We start from the raw sequence: 18,353 nt of genomic DNA on the forward strand, positions 1-18,353 counted from the left end.
ACAGGCCGCGGGACAGCGCCCCCCTCTGTCCTGCCGGACATCTCCCCGACAGAGGAGGGCGCCGTAAAGCGCCGCCCTCAGCAGACACTGCCAGCTAACGTCCTGCGCCGTTGCCTAATGCAGCACGAACTCGCCGTCGAGCTTCCGCCACTCATTGGGCGCGATCAGCTTCTGGTGGGTATAGCTCACCGAATGCAGTGGACCATCGAGCTTGGCCTGCCAGAACTCGATGAACCGGATCAGCACCGGAAATTTCGGGGCGATGTCGTAGTCCTGCCAGATAAAACTCTGCAGCAGATGCGGGTGATCGGGAAAGTGATAAAGAATCTTGGCCGTGGTCAAGCCGTAGCCCTTGAGCATCAGGTCCATCTCGGAATGGTCACGCATCGCGGTCCCCTGGTTGATTCTCCTTTCCTCCCAGTTTGAAATTGTGCGCGCAATTTGCTTAATCGTCTATTGATATTTCGTAGTTAGTCGCCAGATTTACGACGCAAAAACATGTGGTTAGCAGCGATCGTAGTCGAGTGCTGATAGCGGTGAGAACGACGTCTGCGGCATCCCGCCGCGCGAATCCAACGTCTAATGTTGCCGTCACCGCAGAACTGTTAATAATGCGCGCGAATTCGCGGCCGCTGCGCCACGATGCTGCTCGGCGAGCAAGCTGGCAGTTGGTCTTGGGAGGGAATGGAAAAATGTCCGAGGTTCATGTCCATCGCGTCCAGCCGGCGTGGAAGAAGAATGCGCTGATCGATAATGACACTTATTTGAAATGGTACGCCGAGAGCGTGAAGAACCCGGACAAGTTCTGGGGCAAGCACGGCAAGCGCATCGACTGGTTCAAGCCCTACAGCAAGGTCAAGAACACCTCCTTCAACGGCAAGGTCTCGATCAAATGGTTCGAGGATGGCGAGACCAATGTTTCCTGGAACTGCATCGACCGGCATCTGAAGAAGCGCGGCGATCAGACTGCCATCATCTGGGAAGGCGACAATCCCTACGACGACAGGAAGATCACCTATAGCGAGCTTTACGAGCATGTCTGCCGGCTCGCCAATGTGATGAAGAAGCACGGCGTCAAGAAGGGCGACCGCGTTACCATCTACATGCCGATGATCCCTGAAACGGCCTACGCGATGCTTGCCTGCACGCGCATCGGCGCCATCCATTCGGTGGTCTTTGGCGGCTTCTCGCCGGATGCATTGGCCGGCCGCATCGTCGACTGCGAATCGACTTTCGTCATCACCACCGATGAAGGCCTGCGCGGCGGCAAGCCGATTCCGTTGAAAGACAACACCGACAAGGCGATCGACATCGCCGCGAAGAATTTCGTGATGGTCAACAAGGTCGTCGTCGTGCGCCGCACCGGCGGCAAGGTTGGCTGGGCTCCGGGGCGCGACGTCTGGTACCACGACGAGATCGCTTCGGTGAAGGCGGAGTGCAAGCCGGAGAAGATGAAGGCCGAGGACCCTTTGTTCATCCTCTACACATCAGGCTCGACCGGCAAGCCGAAGGGCGTGCTGCACACCACGGCCGGCTATCTCGTCTATGTCTCGATGACCCACCAATATGTCTTCGACTACCATGACGGCGATATCTACTGGTGCACCGCCGATGTCGGCTGGGTCACCGGCCACAGCTATATCGTCTACGGGCCGCTCGCCAACGGCGCCACCACGCTGATGTTCGAAGGCGTGCCGAACTATCCCTCGCAATCCCGCTTCTGGGAGGTCATCGACAAGCACAAGGTCAACATTTTCTACACCGCGCCGACGGCTTTGCGCGCCCTGATGGGCGCCGGCGACGCCCATGTCACCAAAACCTCGCGCAAATCGCTGCGCGTACTCGGTACGGTCGGCGAGCCGATCAATCCGGAAGCCTGGGAGTGGTATTTCAACGTCGTCGGCAACGGCAAGGTGCCGATCGTCGACACGTGGTGGCAGACCGAGACCGGCGGCATCCTGATCACGCCGCTGCCCGGCGCCACCCCGCTCAAGGCAGGTTCGGCGACGCAGCCGTTCTTCGGCGTCAAGCCGCAACTGGTCGACGGCGACGGCAAGGTGCTGGAAGGCGTTGCCAGCGGCAACCTCTGCATCGCCGATTCGTGGCCGGGCCAGATGCGCACTGTCTATGGCGATCACGAGCGCTTCGTGCAGACTTATTTTTCGACCTACAAGGGCAAGTATTTTACCGGCGACGGCTGCCGCCGCGACGCCGACGGCTACTATTGGATCACCGGCCGCGTCGACGACGTCATCAACGTCTCCGGCCACCGCATGGGCACGGCCGAGGTCGAATCCGCGCTGGTTTCGCACGACAAAGTCTCCGAAGCCGCCGTCGTCGGCTATCCGCACGACATCAAGGGCCAGGGCATCTACTGCTACGTCACATTGATGGCTGGCGAAAAGCCGAACGAGGAGTTGCGCAAGGAACTTGTCGCCCACGTCCGCAAGGACATCGGCGCCATCGCCACGCCCGACAAGATCCAATTCGCTCCGGGCCTGCCGAAAACCCGCTCGGGCAAGATTATGCGTCGCATCCTGCGCAAGATCGCCGAGGACGATTTTGCCGCACTCGGCGATACCTCGACGCTGGCCGACCCGGCGGTCGTCGACGACCTCATCGCCAACCGGCAGAACAAGCGGGCCTGATGCAGGCCTTGACGGAGATCGGCACTGTCAGCGAGCTCTGGCGCTATCCGGCGAGTTCGCTCGCCGGCGAACGCCGGGATGTGATCTCCGTCGGCTCTGAAACCATCGACGGCGACCGCCTGTTCGGCCTTGTCGACGCCTCTGACGGTGAGATCGCGCGGCCTGACCGCGAGGCGAAATGGCACAAGGTGCCGCTCATTCGGGCCCGGTTGTCGCAAGCCCGCCAACTCGAGATTGCTACACCGCAGGGTGATTGGCTGCCAGCGCCCGGAGCCGAATGTGACGGGGCCGTTTCCGCCTTTCTCGGCTTCGCGGCCTCGATCCGGCCGTTTCGCCAGAAAGATGCGCCGGACTACGCCGGCCTTCTGACCGCCGAGCGTTACCGCAAGGCGCCCATCCACCTCTTGACCACCGCTTCGCTGGCGCGCCTGAAGGCGTTGCATCCGGAAGGCGTCGCCGACCCGCGCCGCTTCCGCCCCAACATCGTCGTCGACGTGGCGGCGATCGAGGGATCATTCCCGGAGACGGAATGGATCGGACGCAAGCTGGCGATCGGCGATCTGCTGCTGACCATTTCCGAACCATGCCGGCGCTGCGGCTTCACCATCATCGCCCAGGACGGCTTCGACCACGATGCGGCGATCCTGCGCAATCTGGTCCGCCACAACGCGCACAATTTCGGCGTCTATTGCACGGTCGACCGGCCAGCCAGTGTCGGGGTGGGCGAGATGATGCGGTTGGTCTAGTCCGGTTGGGCCATGCCCAACGCGCGACGAGCCGGACGATTGCCTTCTCGCGCGACCTCACCTTCGCGCCCGTACAGCCGAGCAAGCTATCACACCCTGCTCTCACGTTCGTATCCAGAAGCTTGGGCCAATACCAACCGAACGGCACCACAATGAGCGCAGCAAGGATCAAAATCTTTGGCAACCATTGGCCTATGTCGGCGACTTGGCAGCCGGCAGCTAGTGTGCCGCGGCCGAGATGTTTTGGTTGAGGCTGAAAAAATTCATGGGATCATATTTCCGCTTTACCTCGGCAAGCCGACTGTAATTGTCACCGAAGGAGGCACGGATCACCTGGTCCGCGGGTTCGCTCTGAAAGTTGAGAAGGTGCATGCCACTCGAATGCGGCTCGAACGCATCGTACATGGCCTGCACCCAGGCTATATGCCTTTCGCTTTCGGCCGGATCGGTCCACTGCGCAGTCATCCCAATGTTGTATTCCGCGTTCCGCTGGGCGAAGGCAGAGTCCGTGCGACTGACCCGGCCCGGCGCGCCGCCGTAGAACTCCACGAGACAGGCCGAGAGAGGCGACTCCATGCGGTTTCCATGCTCAACAAGCAGGTCGATGACCGTATCGGTAAGTTGCGGAACGAAGCTCGCCTTCCAGTAATTGTGGGTGCCGTCCGGGAATGCCCCGTCCAGCAGTTTCTGCATCGACGGGTAGGGCATTGGCTGTATGGCGTCGAGCAGCGGCGGACCGAAGGCTCGCAGCGGCGCCAGCACGCGTGCGCCTTCTTCCATGTCACCGCACCAGCATGCGATTATGCCGACCGCCGGCATGCCGTCCGGCGTCGTCAACATGGCCGCGTAGGCAGTGAGTTCCTCCGGTGCCGTGGCCATGAAGTCGCGATAGAAGCGCAGCACCTCGCGAGCCTTGTCGCGGCCATGAACGATCAAGCCGCCGAACACCGACGATATTCGCTGCGCGCGGAAGGTGAAGCAGGTGACGATGCCGAAATTGCCGCCTCCGCCGCGTAAGGCCCAGAAGAGGTCGGGGTGTTCTTCTGCGCTGGCCGCCAGCAGGCGTCCCTCCGCCGTCACCAGCTCAAACGAGATCGCGTTGTCGCAACTCAGCCCGTGCTTTCGCACCAGCCAGCCTACGCCACCGCCGAGTGTCAGCCCGGCAACGCCGGTCTTCGATACGACGCCGACCGGCACCGCCAGCCCATGCAGATGTGTCTCGCGGTCGAGGTCGCCAAGCGTCGCGCCGCCTTGCACCCGCACGGTGCGCGTCTTGGGTTCAACCAGCACGCCACGCATGGCGGAGAGATCGACAACAATGCCGTTGTCGCATAGTGCCCGCCCGGCGACATTATGACCGCCCCCACGCACCGCGACGAGAAGGTTGTTTCTAGCGGCGAATTTCACCGCGTGGATTACATCGGCGACGCCGAGGCAGCGTGAAACCAATCCAGGATACCGGTCGATTGCCGCGTTCCAAATCCGACGCGCCTCGTCGTAGTCGGCATCAGCGGGCCGGATCAAGCGTCCAGCCAACCCGACGGCGAACTCATCGATAAGATCAGTACCAATCCGCACGCCACTGCGATTTTGAAGCTCCGTCGCTGCCATGTCCTCCTCCTCGGCCTCGTCGCACGTCAGCATTGACCAAGCCTCGGAGGCGAAAGGCAGCATAACACCAGCGGGCGGGCTTGTGATGTGCCAAAACACCTCGATCAGATCAGTGCACCCGTTAGTCGCTAGCGTTGCCGTCGCAGACGCGCCACCTTGTCTGGTGCGCGGCCACGCGGCACGATTTTGGCCTATGGCTGCAGCCGGCTGTCATCGACCGATTTGCTGTTCGAAAAGCAGCGGGGCAATGCGGAGTTCGATATCCTCGAACGCTAGCGACATCGCCGGCGACGCTCTCCAAAATGACCCCAGCAGACTTCGCAGCGCTTCTCGCAGCAACCAGAGGCGTCAAACACTAGCCGCTAAGCCGTTGCCTTTATGAGTTCACGAAACCAACTACCGATACAAATCCGCTCGCGTCGACGGCAGTCCGCTCGGGCCCCGCGCGCGCTTGGTGACGACGGTCTGGAAAATCTGCGTCGAGGCGCGTTCGAAAGTGATCGAACAGCCGGTGAGATAGAGCAGCCAGAGGCGCGCCTTGGCTTCGCCGACCTCGGCGATCGCTTCGTCGAAGCGTGCGTGGAGGCGTTCGGCCCACAGACGGCAGGTGCGGGCGTAGTGCTCGCGCAAATTCTCGACATCGTAGACGAGGAAGCCGTGCGCTTCGAGATTGCCGAGAGTCATGCCGATCGTGTCGAGCTCACCGCCGGGAAAGATGTATTTGATCAGCGCTTTGAACTCCGGGCCCTTGCGCAAGGTCTTCTTGATGCTGCCCTTGTCGCGCCGGGTGATGGCGTGATGCAGATAGATGCCGCCCGGCTTGAGCAGGCGATGAATGGTCGAGAAATAGGCGGCGTGGTTGGCCAGCCCCAGATGCTCGAACATGCCGATCGACGAGATCTTGTCGAAGGAGCCGGACAGCTCGGCATAGGACTTTATCTCGATGGTGATGCGATCCTCCAGCCCCTCAGCGCGGATGCGCTCGCGGGCGAGTTGGGTCTGGGCTTCCGACAGCGAGACGCCATGGCCGACGACGCCGTAATTTTTCGCGGCATGCATGAGCATCGCTCCCCAGCCGCAGCCGATGTCGAGCAGCCTTTCGCCGGGCTTCAGCCGGAGCTTGCGGCAGATATGGTCGAGCTTGTCTTTCTGCGCCTGGTCGATGCCATTGGCGAAATCGGTGAAATAGCCGCAGCTATAGACCATGCGTTCATCGAGGAAGAGCCGGTAGAAGGCGTTCGAAATGTCGTAGTGGTGCTGGATTGCTTGCCTGTTCGACCCGCTGACGAAGGGGTTGCGCCCGGAAAGGTCGGTCCGCGCCGTCATCTGTTTTCTCGAAAACAGCACGGCCGGCAGGTCGCGCAGGACCGCGAGCTTGGGCAACGACTTGAGCTTCGTCCTGAGCTTGCCGTGCGCAGGCAGAGCGTAGAAATCGAACAGCGACCCGTCTTCCACGTCGATGGTCTTGGAGATCCACATTTCGATCAGCGTCGAGAGGTTGGGCCGGCGCATCACCTGCCAGACGATGTCCTGGTCGTTGATGGTGACCACGGGGCCGGTGGCGGGGCCGATCCGCTCGCCGTTCCACAGCTTGACCGCGAAACCCGGCTTCAACGTCTCGATAACCGTTCGAACGATCCGTGCGGCTCTGTCGGCTGCCTCCATCCCCGTTCCTCCTGCTCAGCCCCCTGGCGGTCCGGCAGCGACTTTGCCTGTCCGATCGGATAGCCGCAAGCAGTTAGCGGCAAACGCGCACCGCATTTTCGCGATGGCGGCTTGCCATTTGCAGATCGACACCCCATCATTAGGGCGTGTTCAACAAATCGAAAGGAGGTGATCCGATGTCGAGTGATTTCGTTTTCCAGAACGTGGCCTCAGCGGATTGCACTTTCGGGAAGCAGTCTTCCCGTTAAGGCGCGAGATGCGCGGCTGGCGACGCCTGGAGCGCCGCGCGTCCTTTGGATGCGCAAAGGACGCTCCGGCACTTTAAGTCACGTCGCTGCCATGAGCCGCGCCATGGACGGAAACACGGAAGGCCGCCGGCTTCGCAAGAAGCGGCGGCCTTTTCCCTGTCCGGATCCTCTCTGGTCAATGCCCTCTATTTGGTCAATGCCAGGATTTCGATGTTGCGCGCTATGTCCTGGAAAGCCTGGTTGAGTTCCGTCCCGTTCGCGGCCTGATAGAAGTGCTTGATCTTGGCGGTATCCGGGCTCGCGCAATTCTGCAGTGTCGCCTGGGCATTCTCCTCGTTGAGATCGAAACCGATGGTGAAGATTTCGATGCCCTTGTCGCGCATAGCGGTGCAGAGCGTCTTGGCTGCCGCGCGGGTCGGTTCCTTGCCGGCATCATTGTAGACCTCACCGACAGTGCTGGCATCGAAATAGGACAGGTTGAACTCGCCGTCGGTCATCAGGATCGCGATTTTGGCGACCTTTTTCGGATCCGCTTTGGCCGGCCGCTGCGACGCGTTCATCACACTGCCCCAGTTTTCCGAAAGCATGTACCAGGTCCACTGCACGCCGATATGGCCCGCGGTGCCGCCCGATGCGACAAAGGTCTTGATGACGTTCTTGAGCGCCGCGGCGTCCGCCGTCAGCGGCTTCAACGCGGCGACCGGGCAGGCAGCCGTGCCGGTCGGCCAGGCGAAGAACGACAACAGGTAATCGCGATTGACCATGCTGATGTCGGGACCCACATCCGAATATTGATAGGCGCCCTTGCGCTCGGTGGCGCAATTGTCCGGACGCGTTAAGCCGGAGACATACTGTATAGCGCCATTGCCGGGCGCCTGCTTGCGCTGGCTGGCCGAGGCTTCGACGTAGACGCTGCTGCCGGCAAGCGCGCCGGCATTCACCGAATTGGCGTAGGGCACGATGGAGACTCGCACCCGGGGGTTGGCGGAGTCCTGACCGCCCAGGAAGCTGTCGACCGCGTTCGCTGCGGCCGTCCTCAGGTCGATTATTTTCTGGCCGGCCATTGAACCTGTGACGTCGAGCATCATCGCCACTTCGATCGTCTTGTCCGAATAGACTGCCGTCGTCGATGCGGCAATGCGCTTCATGTCGCCCATGCCGAAGATTGGAAAATAGAGGCCGAGATCGACATGGATCTCCGCCTGAACCGTCTTGGCGATTTTGTCGACGGTCAATTTGTCGAGGACGATCCGATCAGCCTGCAGGATGCCCGCTCGGCTGTTGGCATCGAGAAACGCCTGCACCGACATGCTGGCGTCGGCCTCCTTGATGGCGCCGGTAGTCAGGTCGCGTGCCGTCGAGGTCACCGCCGCATCGACCACGCCCTGCAAGCTCGACTTGGCGTTATAGAGCTGGGAAACATTGACGGCAAAGCCGACGCCAAGCGCCAGCACCGACGCAACCATGCCGAACAGAACCGCCAAATTTCCGCTTCGATCTCCGGCAAAGCTGCCGATCGCGTGAACAAGACCCCCAAAACGCCGCATGCTCGCCTCCATTCGCCACGACTCGAGCCGTGTGAATGCCGCATTGCAGGATTCCGGCCGGACGGCGTCGTCATCGCAGAAAAAGCCGGCGACTCGTCGTCAAACCATTGTTTTTGCTTGGTTTCGAAATGCGACAAGGTAAACATCCGGTAAACGACAGGCCGCTGCGGCAGTTTCGTTTACGAAGCGCTTACCATGATCTCGACGTCTGCCGTGGAGCACAAGAGCCCGATCCCGATCCGGCACAGAGGTTCTGTGCCGAAGCGGATCAGGCGCATCAGATCCATAGGACAGCCCGGTGATCGTAACCCGAACGCGCCGTTCGCGCTTGCGCTTCTATGCCAGCATCTGCGCGCTGGCCGTCCTGTCGACGCCGCGATGGGGCGGGTTGAACAGATTGCTTTCCTGCTCGTAGGTCCAGACCTTGAACAGGCTGAGCCGGTGCGGGCCGAAACTGTGCAGCAGCGGCACGTCGGTCGCGTCGCGGCCGCGCGCGATGACGACGCGGCCGATCCTCGGCATGTTGTGGCGGGGGTCGAACGTGTACCACTTGCCGTCGAGGAACACTTCCAGCCATGCCGAAAAATCCATCGGTGCCGGGTCGACCGGCACGCCGATGTCGCCGAGATAACCGTTCACGTAGCGGGCTGGGATGTTCATGCAGCGGCAGAGCGTGATCGCCAGATGAGCGAAGTCACGGCAGACGCCGACGCGCTCCTCATGCGCCTGCGCCGCCGTGCGGGTCGGGCGCGCATAGCCGTAGCCGAACGACAAACGGTTGTGGACATAGTCGACGATCGCCTGCACCCGGGCCCAGCCGGATGGAACAGACCCGAAAAGCTGCCAGGCCAGATCGCTGAGATGATCGGTTTCGCAATAGCGGCTGCCGAGCAGATAGCAGAGCACCTCGTCGGGCAATTCTGCCACCGGCACTTCCCTGGCCAGCGTGTTGACCTCGTCGGTCTCGCCGCTGTCCTCGACGACGGCGTCGTAAAGAATGCGAAAGCCTCCGCCAGGCGCGGTGAAGCGGCGGCAGGTGTTGCCATAAAGATCGTGATAGAGCCTGGTTGGGACGGAAGGCGAGGTCAGCACGCGCGTCTGCCGCTTGATGTCGGCCTGGCGCTGCTTGTGGATCTCGAGCAGCGAAATCACCGGGGTGGATTCAGCGCAGTCGATGGCGATTTCGTAGCCGAGCCGAATCAGCATCGCGGTTCCCCTCTCTTGAGTGTCGTGGAAGACGGTTGGGTTAACGCGAGATGGCCGGCCGTGGTTCCCTGGTCTGTCGAAAAAGGCGATCTCGCGCCTTCCCATGCCGCCGATGCGACGTTACGGTCGATCGACAAGCTTTGGTTCCTTCCGAAACAACTTGGGATAGCAGATGTTCGCAGGCAGAAAATTCGCAGCCTTGCTGTTCGACATGGACGGCACGGTGGTCAATTCGATCGCCGCGGCAGAAAAGGTCTGGGCAGATTGGGCACGCCGGCAAGATCTCGACGTTGCTGCATTCCTGCCAACGATCCACGGCGTGCGGGCGATCGAGACCATTGCTCGGCTGGCGCTTCCAGGCGTCGACCCGATGCGTGAAGCCGATGCGCTTCTACAGGCCGAGGTGGCCGATATCGACGGCATCCTTCCGATCGCCGGCGCCGCGGCGTTTCTGGCGTCGCTGCCTCCCGAGCGCTGGGCAATCGTCACTTCGGCGCCGCGCGAGCTGGCTCTGCTGCGCATCGCGGCCGCCGGCATCCCGCTTCCCGCCACCCTTGTCGCGGCCGAGGACGTTTCCCGCGGCAAGCCGGCGCCGGATTGCTTCCGGCTGGCGGCCGAGCGGCTGGGCGTCGACGCGCGCGACTGCCTGGTTTTCGAAGATGCGCCCGCCGGCATAGCGGCGGCCGAGGCCGCAGGAGCCACCGTCGTGGTCATCAGCGCCACGCACCAGCATCCGTTGCAAACGCCGCATGCCGCGATCACGGGTTATGACGGGATCGCCGTCACCATCGACGACCGCGGCTGGATTGTCCTCGCGGCGGAGCGGGCTGCGGCTTAGGGTGTCTTAGAAATCGCTGGTCAAGCCCTTCACTTCCCAGTCGCCATAGCGGCCGGGTTCCCTGCCGCCACGGCCGCCGATCTCCCGGGGCACCGCGGCCTCCTGCCGTCGATAGTGTTCGCGCCGTGCTTCCGCTTCCGCCAAAGCGCGGCGGGCTGCCGGTGTCAGCGTCCTTTGCGGCGCGTCGTGACCGGGGCCGGCGTTTGCATTGCTGGTTTCGCCTGTTTTATTGGTTTCGTCGATCATGCGATATTCCCGGCGGATTGAAACTTGGCCCAATTGAAACAGGGTCCAATTGAAACAGGGCCACACGTTTCCCATCATATAGCGATGAGCCGACAAGGATCGACCCTTTTTCCGGAAGGCCGGCAGAAACGGAGCAGACAATGAACACACTTCGCACCGCCATGCTTTTGGCAGCGATGACCGCGCTGTTCATGGGCGTCGGCTATCTGATCGGCGGATCGGGCGGCATGGTGATCGCCTTGCTGATTGCCGCCGCTATGAACCTGTTCAGCTATTGGAACGCCGATAAGATGGTGCTGTCGATGAACCGCGCCGTCGAGGTCGACGAAAGGAACGCCCCGGAATATTACGCCATCGTGCAGAGCCTCGCCAGACAGGCCGGCCTGCCGATGCCGAAAACCTATCTGATCGACAGCCCGCAGCCCAACGCTTTCGCCACCGGCCGCAACCCGCAGAATGCCGCGGTCGCCGCCACCACCGGACTGTTGCAGCAACTATCGCACGAAGAGGTCGCGGCGGTGATGGCGCACGAGCTCGCCCATGTGCAGCACCGCGACACGCTGACCATGACGATCGTCGCCACGCTTGCCGGCGCGATCTCGATGCTCGGCAATTTCGCCTTCTTTTTCGGCGGCAACCGCGACAACAACAATTCCCGTGGCATTATCGGTGTGCTGGTGGCGATGATCGTGGCGCCCTTTGCCGCGATGATCGTGCAGATGGCGGTCAGCCGCACCCGCGAATACGAGGCCGACCGGCGCGGCGCCGAGATCTGTGGACAGCCGCTCTGGCTTGCCTCGGCCCTTGACAAGATCGCCCGTGGCGCCGAACGCATCCGCAACCCGGATGCCGAACGCAACCCGGCGACCGCCCACCTCTTCATCATCAATCCCCTTTCCGGCGAGCGCATGGACAGCCTGTTTTCGACCCACCCGAGCACTGACAACCGCATCGCCGCCCTGCAGGCGATGGCGCAGGACATGGCATCCGCCCCTGCTCAGCGGCGAGCCCCTATGCCGGGGCAGGCGGGCGGGCAGCGGCCATCAGGCCCGTGGGAGAGACCAGCCGAGCAGCCTGAGCAGCCGCCGGCCACGCCGAAATCGAATCCCTGGGGCCGCAATCCGACCGGACCCAAGGGTCCGTGGTCGTGAGCGAAGCGAAACGCCGGCACCGAATTTCAGGCGATCATGAAAACAATGCAGCGAGCCCCGGCGAACTTGTTGCCGGCCTTGCCGCGCGCAAGGCCGCGGCACGATTGCTTGCCGCCGTCATTGATGCGAGGACGCCGCTAGACGGGCTGACCGACCACGAGAACGGCCATCCGCAATACAAGGCGCTCGACCTGCGCGACCGGGCGCTGGTGCGCGCCATACTGGTCACTGCGCTGCGCTTCCGCATGACCATATCAGGGTTGCTGGCCCGCCGCCTGGAAAAGCCGCTGCCACCCAACGCCACCGCGCTTTCGCATATTCTGCATGTAGCAGCGGCACAGATCCTGTTCCTCGATATTCCCGACAGCGCCGCAGTCGACCTTGCCGTGACCCACGCTAAGTCCGATCCGCGCACGGTGCGCTTCTCCGGTCTCGTCAATGGCGTGCTGCGCACGCTGGCGCGGTCCAAGCAGGCCGAACTGGCTGCAGCGCTTGCCGCCACCGACGAAGCGCCGAAATGGTTTTCCGACCGGCTGAAAGCCGCCTATGGCACCGAGAAAGCCAGGCAAATTCTCGCCGCCCACAGGCACGAGGCGCCGGTCGACTTCACGGTCAAGACCGATCCTGCGCTGTGGGCCGAGCGGCTCGGCGGCATCGTGCTGCCGACAGGCACTGTGCGGGTGGAAAAACTCAGCGCCTCGGTCACTGAACTGCCCGGCTTTGAAGACGGCGCCTGGTGGGTCCAGGATGCCGCCGCCAGCCTTCCGGCCCGGCTTTTCGGCGACGTCAGGGGTTTGCGCGTCGCCGATCTCTGCGCCGCCCCCGGCGGCAAGACCGCTCAACTCATTCTCGGCGGCGCCACGGTCACCGCGATCGATTCCTCGAAGAACCGGTTGGCGCGGCTCTCGCAGAATCTCGAACGGCTCGGTTTGTCCGCAGAAATTGTCCAGGCCGATCTGCTCAAATACGAGCCGGAACAACTGTTCGACGCCGTCCTCCTCGACGCGCCCTGCTCCTCGACCGGCACGGTGCGGCGGCATCCCGACGTACCCTGGACGAAGACGGCGGCCGACATCGAAAAACTCGCCGATCTGCAACGCAGGCTGCTCGCCCGCACCGTCAGCCTGGTCAGGCCTGGCGGGCGCATCGTCTTTTCCAACTGCTCGCTCGACCCGCTCGAAGGTGAGGCGCTTCACCGCCCCTTCCTCGCCGGGACGGCTGACATCGTCGATGATCCGCTCCGCCCGGGCGAGATCGCCGGCATCGATCCGTTCCTGACGCCGCAGGGCACTCTGCGCACCACGCCCGCAGATCTGGAGCTCGGCTCACCGGAACGGTCCGGGCTGGATGGCTTCTTTGCCGCCCGCATGCGCAGAGCCGGCCAACGCTGAAAATTTGAGGACTGTTTTAGGAAGAATCCTGCGGAAAACAGGCTGAATTTCAAGGCCTCGGTGGAATTCGCCTTCGCATAAGTTCTTGAATCATATAAGCTTGTCTTCGGATTGGGCGCTATGAGGAGGGCTTTTGGCGATCGCTGCCGTCAGCACGACGCGTCTATGGACGCTTGTCGCGAAGGAGTTCTGGCGCAAGACGCGCCGGCGCCTGCGTGCCGGGCCGATCCATCGCTGGCGCTACTCCGGCCGCACTCCGGAACGCGTGTTGATCGCTCCGCCGGACCTGCGCCTGGCCGACCGGCAGATCGCGCTCGAGATTTATTATGGCCGCTATCCGCTGTCGGGACATCTGGTCGAGACCGGCGGCAAGTCGCCCTTCCAGATCGCCGTGGCCAATCCCGGCTGGCAAAAGGCCCTGCACGGCTTTCGCTGGCTGCGCCATATGCGCGCCGCGGGCACCGAGCTTGCCGCAGCCAATGCCCGCGCGCTGGTCTCCGACTGGATCACCATCCATGGCAGCAATATTTCCGGTGTCGCCTGGGAGCCCGGCACGACGGCCAAGCGCGTCATTGCCTGGCTGCAGCATTCCTCGGTGGTGCTGCAGGGTGCTGAATTTCCCTTCTACCGGGCCTTCCTGAAATCGCTGGCCATGCAAATCCGCTATCTCAGGGCGATGGCACGCGAGATGCCGGACGGCAAGGACAGGCTGCGCGCCCGCATCGCGCTTGCCTTTGCGGCTCTGTCGCTACCGGCGCCGGCATCGGCGCTGCGCGGCGCGACCCGCAACCTCGCCGAGGAGCTCGACCGTCAGATTCTGCCGGATGGCGGCCATATTTCCCGCAATCCGATGGCCGTGCTTGAAATCCTCGCCGACCTTCTGCCGCTGCGCCAGACCTATGCCAATCAGGCCGAAACGCCGCCGGCGGCGCTGATGGGCGCCATCGATCGCATGCTGCCGGCGCTGCGTTTCTTTCGCCACCAGGACGGCAGCCTCGCCCGCTTCAACGGCATGGGCGCGACCATCCACAACCGCATCGCCACCATTCTGCGCCACGACGACACCGCCGGCGCGCCATTGCTGCACGCACCGCATTCGGGCTACGAGCGCCTCTCCATGGGCGGCGTCACCGTGATCGCCGATACCGGCCCGCCGCCGCGCATCGAGGTTTCCAACGTGGCGCACGCCGGATGCCTTTCATTCGAGCTGTCTTCCGGCCGCCGCCACTATGTCGTCAACGCCGGCGTGGACACCTATGGCGCCGCCGAATTCCGGCCGCTTGCCCGCGCCACGGCCGCTCATTCGACAGCCACCATCAACGACACCTCGTCAGCGCGTTTCAGCCACTCGCTGCGCGTCAATGATCTGCTCGGCACGCCATTGATCGGCGGCCCGCAGCATGTGCCTTGCAAGCGCACCGACCAGCAAGGCATTCAGGGTTTTCTGGCTCGCCATGACGGCTATGTCGCGCGCTTCGGCTTGCTGCATGAGCGCGAACTGAAATTGTCGACGAACGGCAATGTGCTCGCCGGCAGGGATCGCCTTCTGCGGCCGGGTAATGCTGCGATCCGCAACAACGGCCGCGATTTCGTCACCGTGCGCTTCCACATCCATCCAGACATAGGCCTGCTCCAGGACGAGCACGACCGTCTGGTGCTGACCGCCGATGAATCCGACACATGGGTGTTCACCTGCACCGAGGTGGCGCCCGAGGTCGAGGAATCCATCTATTTCGCCGGCCTTGGTGGCCCGCGCCGCAGCCGGCAGATCGTGCTGGCCTTCAAGGCATCGCAGGTTTCGGAAGTCCATTGGCAACTGACGCGGACGGCCATCGCCGATCATTCGGCAAAAAGCTGAGACTGCGGTTAGTCCCGCAGTTTGATTTCCGGGCCTCATGTGCTACGGCGCGCGGACACTTTCCCAACCAGCCGTGAAAGGCCGCCAGCCCATGGCCGTCGCCGCCAAGAACATTCCCGCGCCCGACCTCGTTCCCATTCGTCGCGCGCTGCTTTCCGTTTTCGACAAGACCAGGCTGATCGATTTCGCCAGGGCGCTGGCCGCGGCCGGCGTCGAGCTGGTCTCCACCGGCGGCACGGCAAAGGCGATCGCCGAGGCAGGCATGGCTGTGCGCGACGTCTCCGAACTCACCGGCTTTCCCGAGATCATGGACGGCCGCGTCAAGACCCTGCATCCGTCCGTGCACGGCGCGTTGCTTGGCGTGCGCGACGATCCCGAACACGCCGCGGCGATGCGCGATCATGGCATTGAGCCGATCGATCTCGTCGTCTCCAATCTCTACCCTTTCGAGGATGTCCGCCGCTCCGGCGCCGCTTACGCCTCGATCGTCGAGAACATCGACATAGGCGGCCCGGCGATGATCCGCGCCGCCGCCAAAAACCACGCCTATGTCGCCATCGTCACCGACCCCGAGGACTATGCCTCGGTGCTCAACGCGATTGAGATGAATTTCGGCTCGCTCTCGCTGGATTTCCGCAAGAAGCTGGCGGCCAAGGCCTTCGCCCGCACCGCGACCTATGATGCGGCGATTTCCGGTTGGTTCGCCGAAGCGCTGGAGATCGAGCATCCCACCTGGCGCGCCTTCGGCGGCAGGCTCGACCAGGTGATGCGCTACGGCGAGAACCCGCACCAAAGTGCCGGCTTCTACGTCGACGGCGACAAGCGGCCGGGCGTCGCGACGGCGCGCCAGCTTCAGGGCAAGCAGCTTTCCTACAACAACATCAACGACACCGACGCCGCCTTCGAACTGGTCGGCGAGTTCGATCCGGCCCGCTCCGCCACCGTCGCCATCATCAAGCACGCCAACCCGTGCGGCGTCGCTGAGGGCGCTTCGCTGAAGGCGGCCTATGCCAAGGCGCTTGCCTGCGATCCGGTCTCGGCCTTTGGCGGCGTCGTCGCGATGAACCGCACCCTCGAGGCCGAGGCAGCCGAAGAGATCGTCAAAACCTTCACCGAGGTCATCATCGCGCCGGGCGCCTCGGACGAAGCAATCCGCATCGTCGCCGCCAAGAAGAATCTGCGCTTGCTGGTCACCGGCGGCTTGCCCGATCCGCGCGCGGCCGGCTCCACTGTGAAGTCTGTTTCCGGCGGGTTGCTCGTCCAGGGCCGCGACAATGCGGTGGTCGACGACCTCGACCTGAATGTGGTGACCCGGCGCGCGCCGACGCCAGCCGAAATGGCCGATCTCAAATTCGCTTTCCGCGTCGCAAAGCACGTCAAGTCGAACGCCATCGTCTATGTCAGAGGCGGTGCCACCGTCGGCATCGGCGCCGGCCAGATGAGCCGGGTCGATTCCTCGCGCATCGCCGCGCGCAAGGCCCTCGACGCGGCCGAGGCAGCCGGCCTGGCCGAGCCGCTGACCAAGGGGTCTGTTGTCGCGTCCGACGCGTTCTTTCCCTTCGCCGACGGGCTGCTGTCGGCGATCGAAGCCGGTGCTACCGCCGTCATCCAGCCGGGCGGCTCGATGCGCGACGACGATGTCATCGCCGCCGCCGACGCCCACGGCATCGCCATGGTGTTTACCGGCGTCAGGCATTTCAGGCATTGAGCACTTCTTCCCTTCTCCCCTTGTGGGAGAAGGGAAGGCGCGCCTCTACTCCGCCGGCCGCTGGTCCGCCGGATACGGTGTGCGGACCAGGATCGCCAGGCCGATGCCGAGGAACAGCACTATTACAGCCATGCCTAGCCGATCCGAGCCGCTGACCAAACCGATCGTTGCCACCATGACGGGCGCCAGAAAACTGGTCGCCCGCCCGGCCAGCGCGTAGATGCCGAAATAGCGGCCCGACTCTGCCGCGGTAACACTACGCGCCATGTAGGAGCGGGACGACGCCTGCACCGGCCCGAAGGCCAGCCCGATCAAAAGCCCGTAAAGGATGTAGGCCTTCTCCGCTGCCGTGCCGAACAGGCCGCCAGAATCGGCGGTAGAGAGCTGTATGAGGCCGAGCAGCGTGAAGCCCGGCCCAGTCGACACAATGCCAATCGTGGCGACAATGAGCAATACAAGCGAAATCATCACAATGGCTTTGGAACCGAGCCGTGTATCCAAATGGGCTGCACCCCAGCAACCGACGATGGCGACGACGTTGAGGATGATGCCGAACAGGCCGCCCTCGGTGATCGACCAGTGGAACATCTTCGCGGCAAAGGGCGCGCCCAGCGCAAGCAGCGCGTTGACGCCGTCCTGATAGATCATGCGGGCGACGAGAAAGCGGAAGATGCCGCTGCGTTTGCGTATTTCGCCCAGCGTCGACTTCAGTTCCGACAGTCCCTCGCGCACAGCAGGCCTGATTGGAAGGCCTTTGACGGCGTCGGGCGTGAAGAAGAACATCGGCAGGATGAATAGAAAATACCAGGCCGCCGACAGTGGTCCGGTGGCGCGCGCGTCCTCGCCGAGCTTCGGATCGAGGCCGAAGAGCGGGTCAAGGCCGATGATCGTCTTGCCGGTCTCCGGCGAACCCGCCATGAAGGCGACGACGAAGATCAGCGCGATCATGCCCCCGAGATAACCAAGACCCCAGGCCATGTTCGAGATGCGGCCGATTTCGCTCTTCGGAACCAGGCGCGGCATCATCGAATCATTGAACACGGTCGAGAATTCCGCCGCCACCGACGCCAGCGAAAACAAAGCCGCGACTAGGAATAAATTTGAGCCCGGCGCGGCGAACCATAGCAGGCAAAGACTGGTGATCTTGACCGCAGCGAAGAACGCGATCCACGGTTTTCGCGGGCCGGTCTGGTCGGCGATCGAGCCCAGGATCGGCGACAGCACGGCAATGGCCAGCCCCGCCGCGGCGATTGCATAGCCCCACACAGCCAAGCCCGTTTCTGGATCACTCGCCATGCGCGAGACGAAGTAGGGACCGAAGATGAAGGTGGTGATGACGGTGAAGAACGGCTGCGCCGCCCAGTCGAACAGCATCCATCCCCAGATGCCGCGTTCCGGCGCTCGCTGCACTGCTACCTCGGCCATATGCCCTCCCACGAACGGCGCCGCCAAGTAAGTCACCGTTTCGCTCTATAGCGCAGTTCCTGCCG

The 18,353-nt window shown here is 63.1% G+C and carries 14 protein-coding genes; 7 read left to right on the forward strand and 7 right to left on the reverse strand.

All coding sequences use genetic code 11. The features are described from left to right. Positions 1–114: 114 nt before the first annotated feature. Entirely contained in the window at positions 115–387 is a 273-nt protein-coding gene (locus tag BQ8794_RS22025; protein ID WP_077380769.1) for an usg protein, read from the reverse strand. A 305-nt stretch (positions 388–692) separates the two neighbouring features. On the opposite strand from BQ8794_RS22025, the gene acs reads away from it, so the two are divergent. Next, positions 693–2,648 (forward strand): acetate--CoA ligase, encoded by a 1,956-nt coding sequence (gene acs, locus BQ8794_RS22030; protein WP_077380770.1) that lies wholly within the window; start codon positions 693–695, stop codon positions 2,646–2,648. Beyond that, positions 2,648–3,394, forward strand: a complete 747-nt coding sequence (locus BQ8794_RS22035) for an MOSC domain-containing protein (protein ID WP_077380771.1) — start codon at positions 2,648–2,650, stop codon at positions 3,392–3,394. The genes acs and BQ8794_RS22035 overlap by 1 nt, the downstream gene beginning before the upstream one ends. Positions 3,395–3,613: 219 nt before the next feature. Here BQ8794_RS22035 and BQ8794_RS22040 read toward each other — a convergent pair whose 3' ends face one another. From BQ8794_RS22040 to BQ8794_RS22055, 4 genes are all read right to left on the reverse strand, one after another. Then, the gene (locus BQ8794_RS22040) at positions 3,614–5,005 is read right to left on the reverse strand and encodes an FAD-binding oxidoreductase (RefSeq protein ID WP_077381002.1); all 1,392 of its coding nucleotides are present in this window, start codon (positions 5,003–5,005) and stop codon (positions 3,614–3,616) included. 396 nt (positions 5,006–5,401) lie between these two features. Further along, entirely contained in the window at positions 5,402–6,670 is a 1,269-nt protein-coding gene (locus BQ8794_RS22045) for an SAM-dependent methyltransferase (protein ID WP_077380772.1), read from the reverse strand. A gap of 433 nt (positions 6,671–7,103) precedes the next feature. Further along, positions 7,104–8,465, reverse strand: a complete 1,362-nt coding sequence (locus tag BQ8794_RS22050) for a pilus assembly protein (protein WP_077381003.1) — start codon at positions 8,463–8,465, stop codon at positions 7,104–7,106. A gap of 336 nt (positions 8,466–8,801) precedes the next feature. Next, positions 8,802–9,671 carry a transglutaminase-like domain-containing protein gene (locus tag BQ8794_RS22055; RefSeq protein WP_077380773.1) on the reverse strand — a complete coding sequence of 290 codons (870 nt, stop codon included), beginning with the start codon at positions 9,669–9,671 and terminating at the stop codon, positions 8,802–8,804. A 172-nt stretch (positions 9,672–9,843) separates the two neighbouring features. Here BQ8794_RS22055 and BQ8794_RS22060 point away from each other — a divergent pair, with 172 nt between their 5' ends. Beyond that, positions 9,844–10,509 (forward strand): HAD-IA family hydrolase, encoded by a 666-nt coding sequence (locus BQ8794_RS22060; RefSeq protein WP_077380774.1) that lies wholly within the window; start codon positions 9,844–9,846, stop codon positions 10,507–10,509. A 6-nt stretch (positions 10,510–10,515) separates the two neighbouring features. On the opposite strand, the gene BQ8794_RS22065 is transcribed toward BQ8794_RS22060, so the two are convergent. Then, positions 10,516–10,755 carry a DUF1674 domain-containing protein gene (locus tag BQ8794_RS22065; protein ID WP_077380775.1) on the reverse strand — a complete coding sequence of 80 codons (240 nt, stop codon included), beginning with the start codon at positions 10,753–10,755 and terminating at the stop codon, positions 10,516–10,518. Positions 10,756–10,895: 140 nt separating this feature from the next. Here BQ8794_RS22065 and htpX point away from each other — a divergent pair, with 140 nt between their 5' ends. From htpX to purH, 4 genes are all read left to right on the forward strand, one after another. Beyond that, positions 10,896–11,906 (forward strand): zinc metalloprotease HtpX, encoded by a 1,011-nt coding sequence (htpX, locus tag BQ8794_RS22070; RefSeq protein ID WP_077380776.1) that lies wholly within the window; start codon positions 10,896–10,898, stop codon positions 11,904–11,906. Then, positions 11,897–13,297, forward strand: a complete 1,401-nt coding sequence (locus BQ8794_RS22075) for an RsmB/NOP family class I SAM-dependent RNA methyltransferase (protein ID WP_167378808.1) — start codon at positions 11,897–11,899, stop codon at positions 13,295–13,297. Before htpX ends, BQ8794_RS22075 begins: the two co-directional genes overlap by 10 nt. Positions 13,298–13,430: 133 nt before the next feature. Next, complete coding sequence (locus tag BQ8794_RS22080; RefSeq protein ID WP_077380778.1) at positions 13,431–15,155, forward strand: heparinase II/III family protein; 1,725 nt, start codon at positions 13,431–13,433, stop codon at positions 15,153–15,155. A gap of 91 nt (positions 15,156–15,246) precedes the next feature. After that, the gene (gene purH / locus BQ8794_RS22085; protein WP_077380779.1) at positions 15,247–16,863 is read left to right on the forward strand and encodes a bifunctional phosphoribosylaminoimidazolecarboxamide formyltransferase/IMP cyclohydrolase; all 1,617 of its coding nucleotides are present in this window, start codon (positions 15,247–15,249) and stop codon (positions 16,861–16,863) included. 45 nt (positions 16,864–16,908) lie between these two features. Here purH and BQ8794_RS22090 read toward each other — a convergent pair whose 3' ends face one another. Then, entirely contained in the window at positions 16,909–18,288 is a 1,380-nt protein-coding gene (locus BQ8794_RS22090) for an MFS transporter (protein ID WP_077380780.1), read from the reverse strand. Positions 18,289–18,353: the final 65 nt, after the last annotated feature.

Source organism: Mesorhizobium prunaredense (assembly GCF_900156895.1).
Classification (GTDB): Bacteria; Pseudomonadota; Alphaproteobacteria; order Rhizobiales; family Rhizobiaceae; genus Mesorhizobium; species Mesorhizobium prunaredense.

Excerpts from the sequence above, each read along its gene's own strand:
- BQ8794_RS22055 (WP_077380773.1), bottom strand. The coding sequence starts at position 9,671 with ATGCTGATTCGGCTCGGCTACGAAATCGCCATCGACTGCGCTGAATCC.
- BQ8794_RS22050 (WP_077381003.1), bottom strand. The coding sequence starts at position 8,465 with ATGCGGCGTTTTGGGGGTCTTGTTCACGCGATCGGCAGCTTTGCCGGA.
- purH (WP_077380779.1), top strand. The coding sequence starts at position 15,247 with ATGGCCGTCGCCGCCAAGAACATTCCCGCGCCCGACCTCGTTCCCATT.
- htpX (WP_077380776.1), top strand. The coding sequence starts at position 10,896 with ATGAACACACTTCGCACCGCCATGCTTTTGGCAGCGATGACCGCGCTG.
- BQ8794_RS22040 (WP_077381002.1), bottom strand. The coding sequence starts at position 5,005 with ATGGCAGCGACGGAGCTTCAAAATCGCAGTGGCGTGCGGATTGGTACT.
- BQ8794_RS22060 (WP_077380774.1), top strand. The coding sequence starts at position 9,844 with ATGTTCGCAGGCAGAAAATTCGCAGCCTTGCTGTTCGACATGGACGGC.
- BQ8794_RS22065 (WP_077380775.1), bottom strand. The coding sequence starts at position 10,755 with ATGATCGACGAAACCAATAAAACAGGCGAAACCAGCAATGCAAACGCC.
- BQ8794_RS22090 (WP_077380780.1), bottom strand. The coding sequence starts at position 18,288 with ATGGCCGAGGTAGCAGTGCAGCGAGCGCCGGAACGCGGCATCTGGGGA.
- acs (WP_077380770.1), top strand. The coding sequence starts at position 693 with ATGTCCGAGGTTCATGTCCATCGCGTCCAGCCGGCGTGGAAGAAGAAT.
- BQ8794_RS22025 (WP_077380769.1), bottom strand. The coding sequence starts at position 387 with ATGCGTGACCATTCCGAGATGGACCTGATGCTCAAGGGCTACGGCTTG.
- BQ8794_RS22045 (WP_077380772.1), bottom strand. The coding sequence starts at position 6,670 with ATGGAGGCAGCCGACAGAGCCGCACGGATCGTTCGAACGGTTATCGAG.
- BQ8794_RS22035 (WP_077380771.1), top strand. The coding sequence starts at position 2,648 with ATGCAGGCCTTGACGGAGATCGGCACTGTCAGCGAGCTCTGGCGCTAT.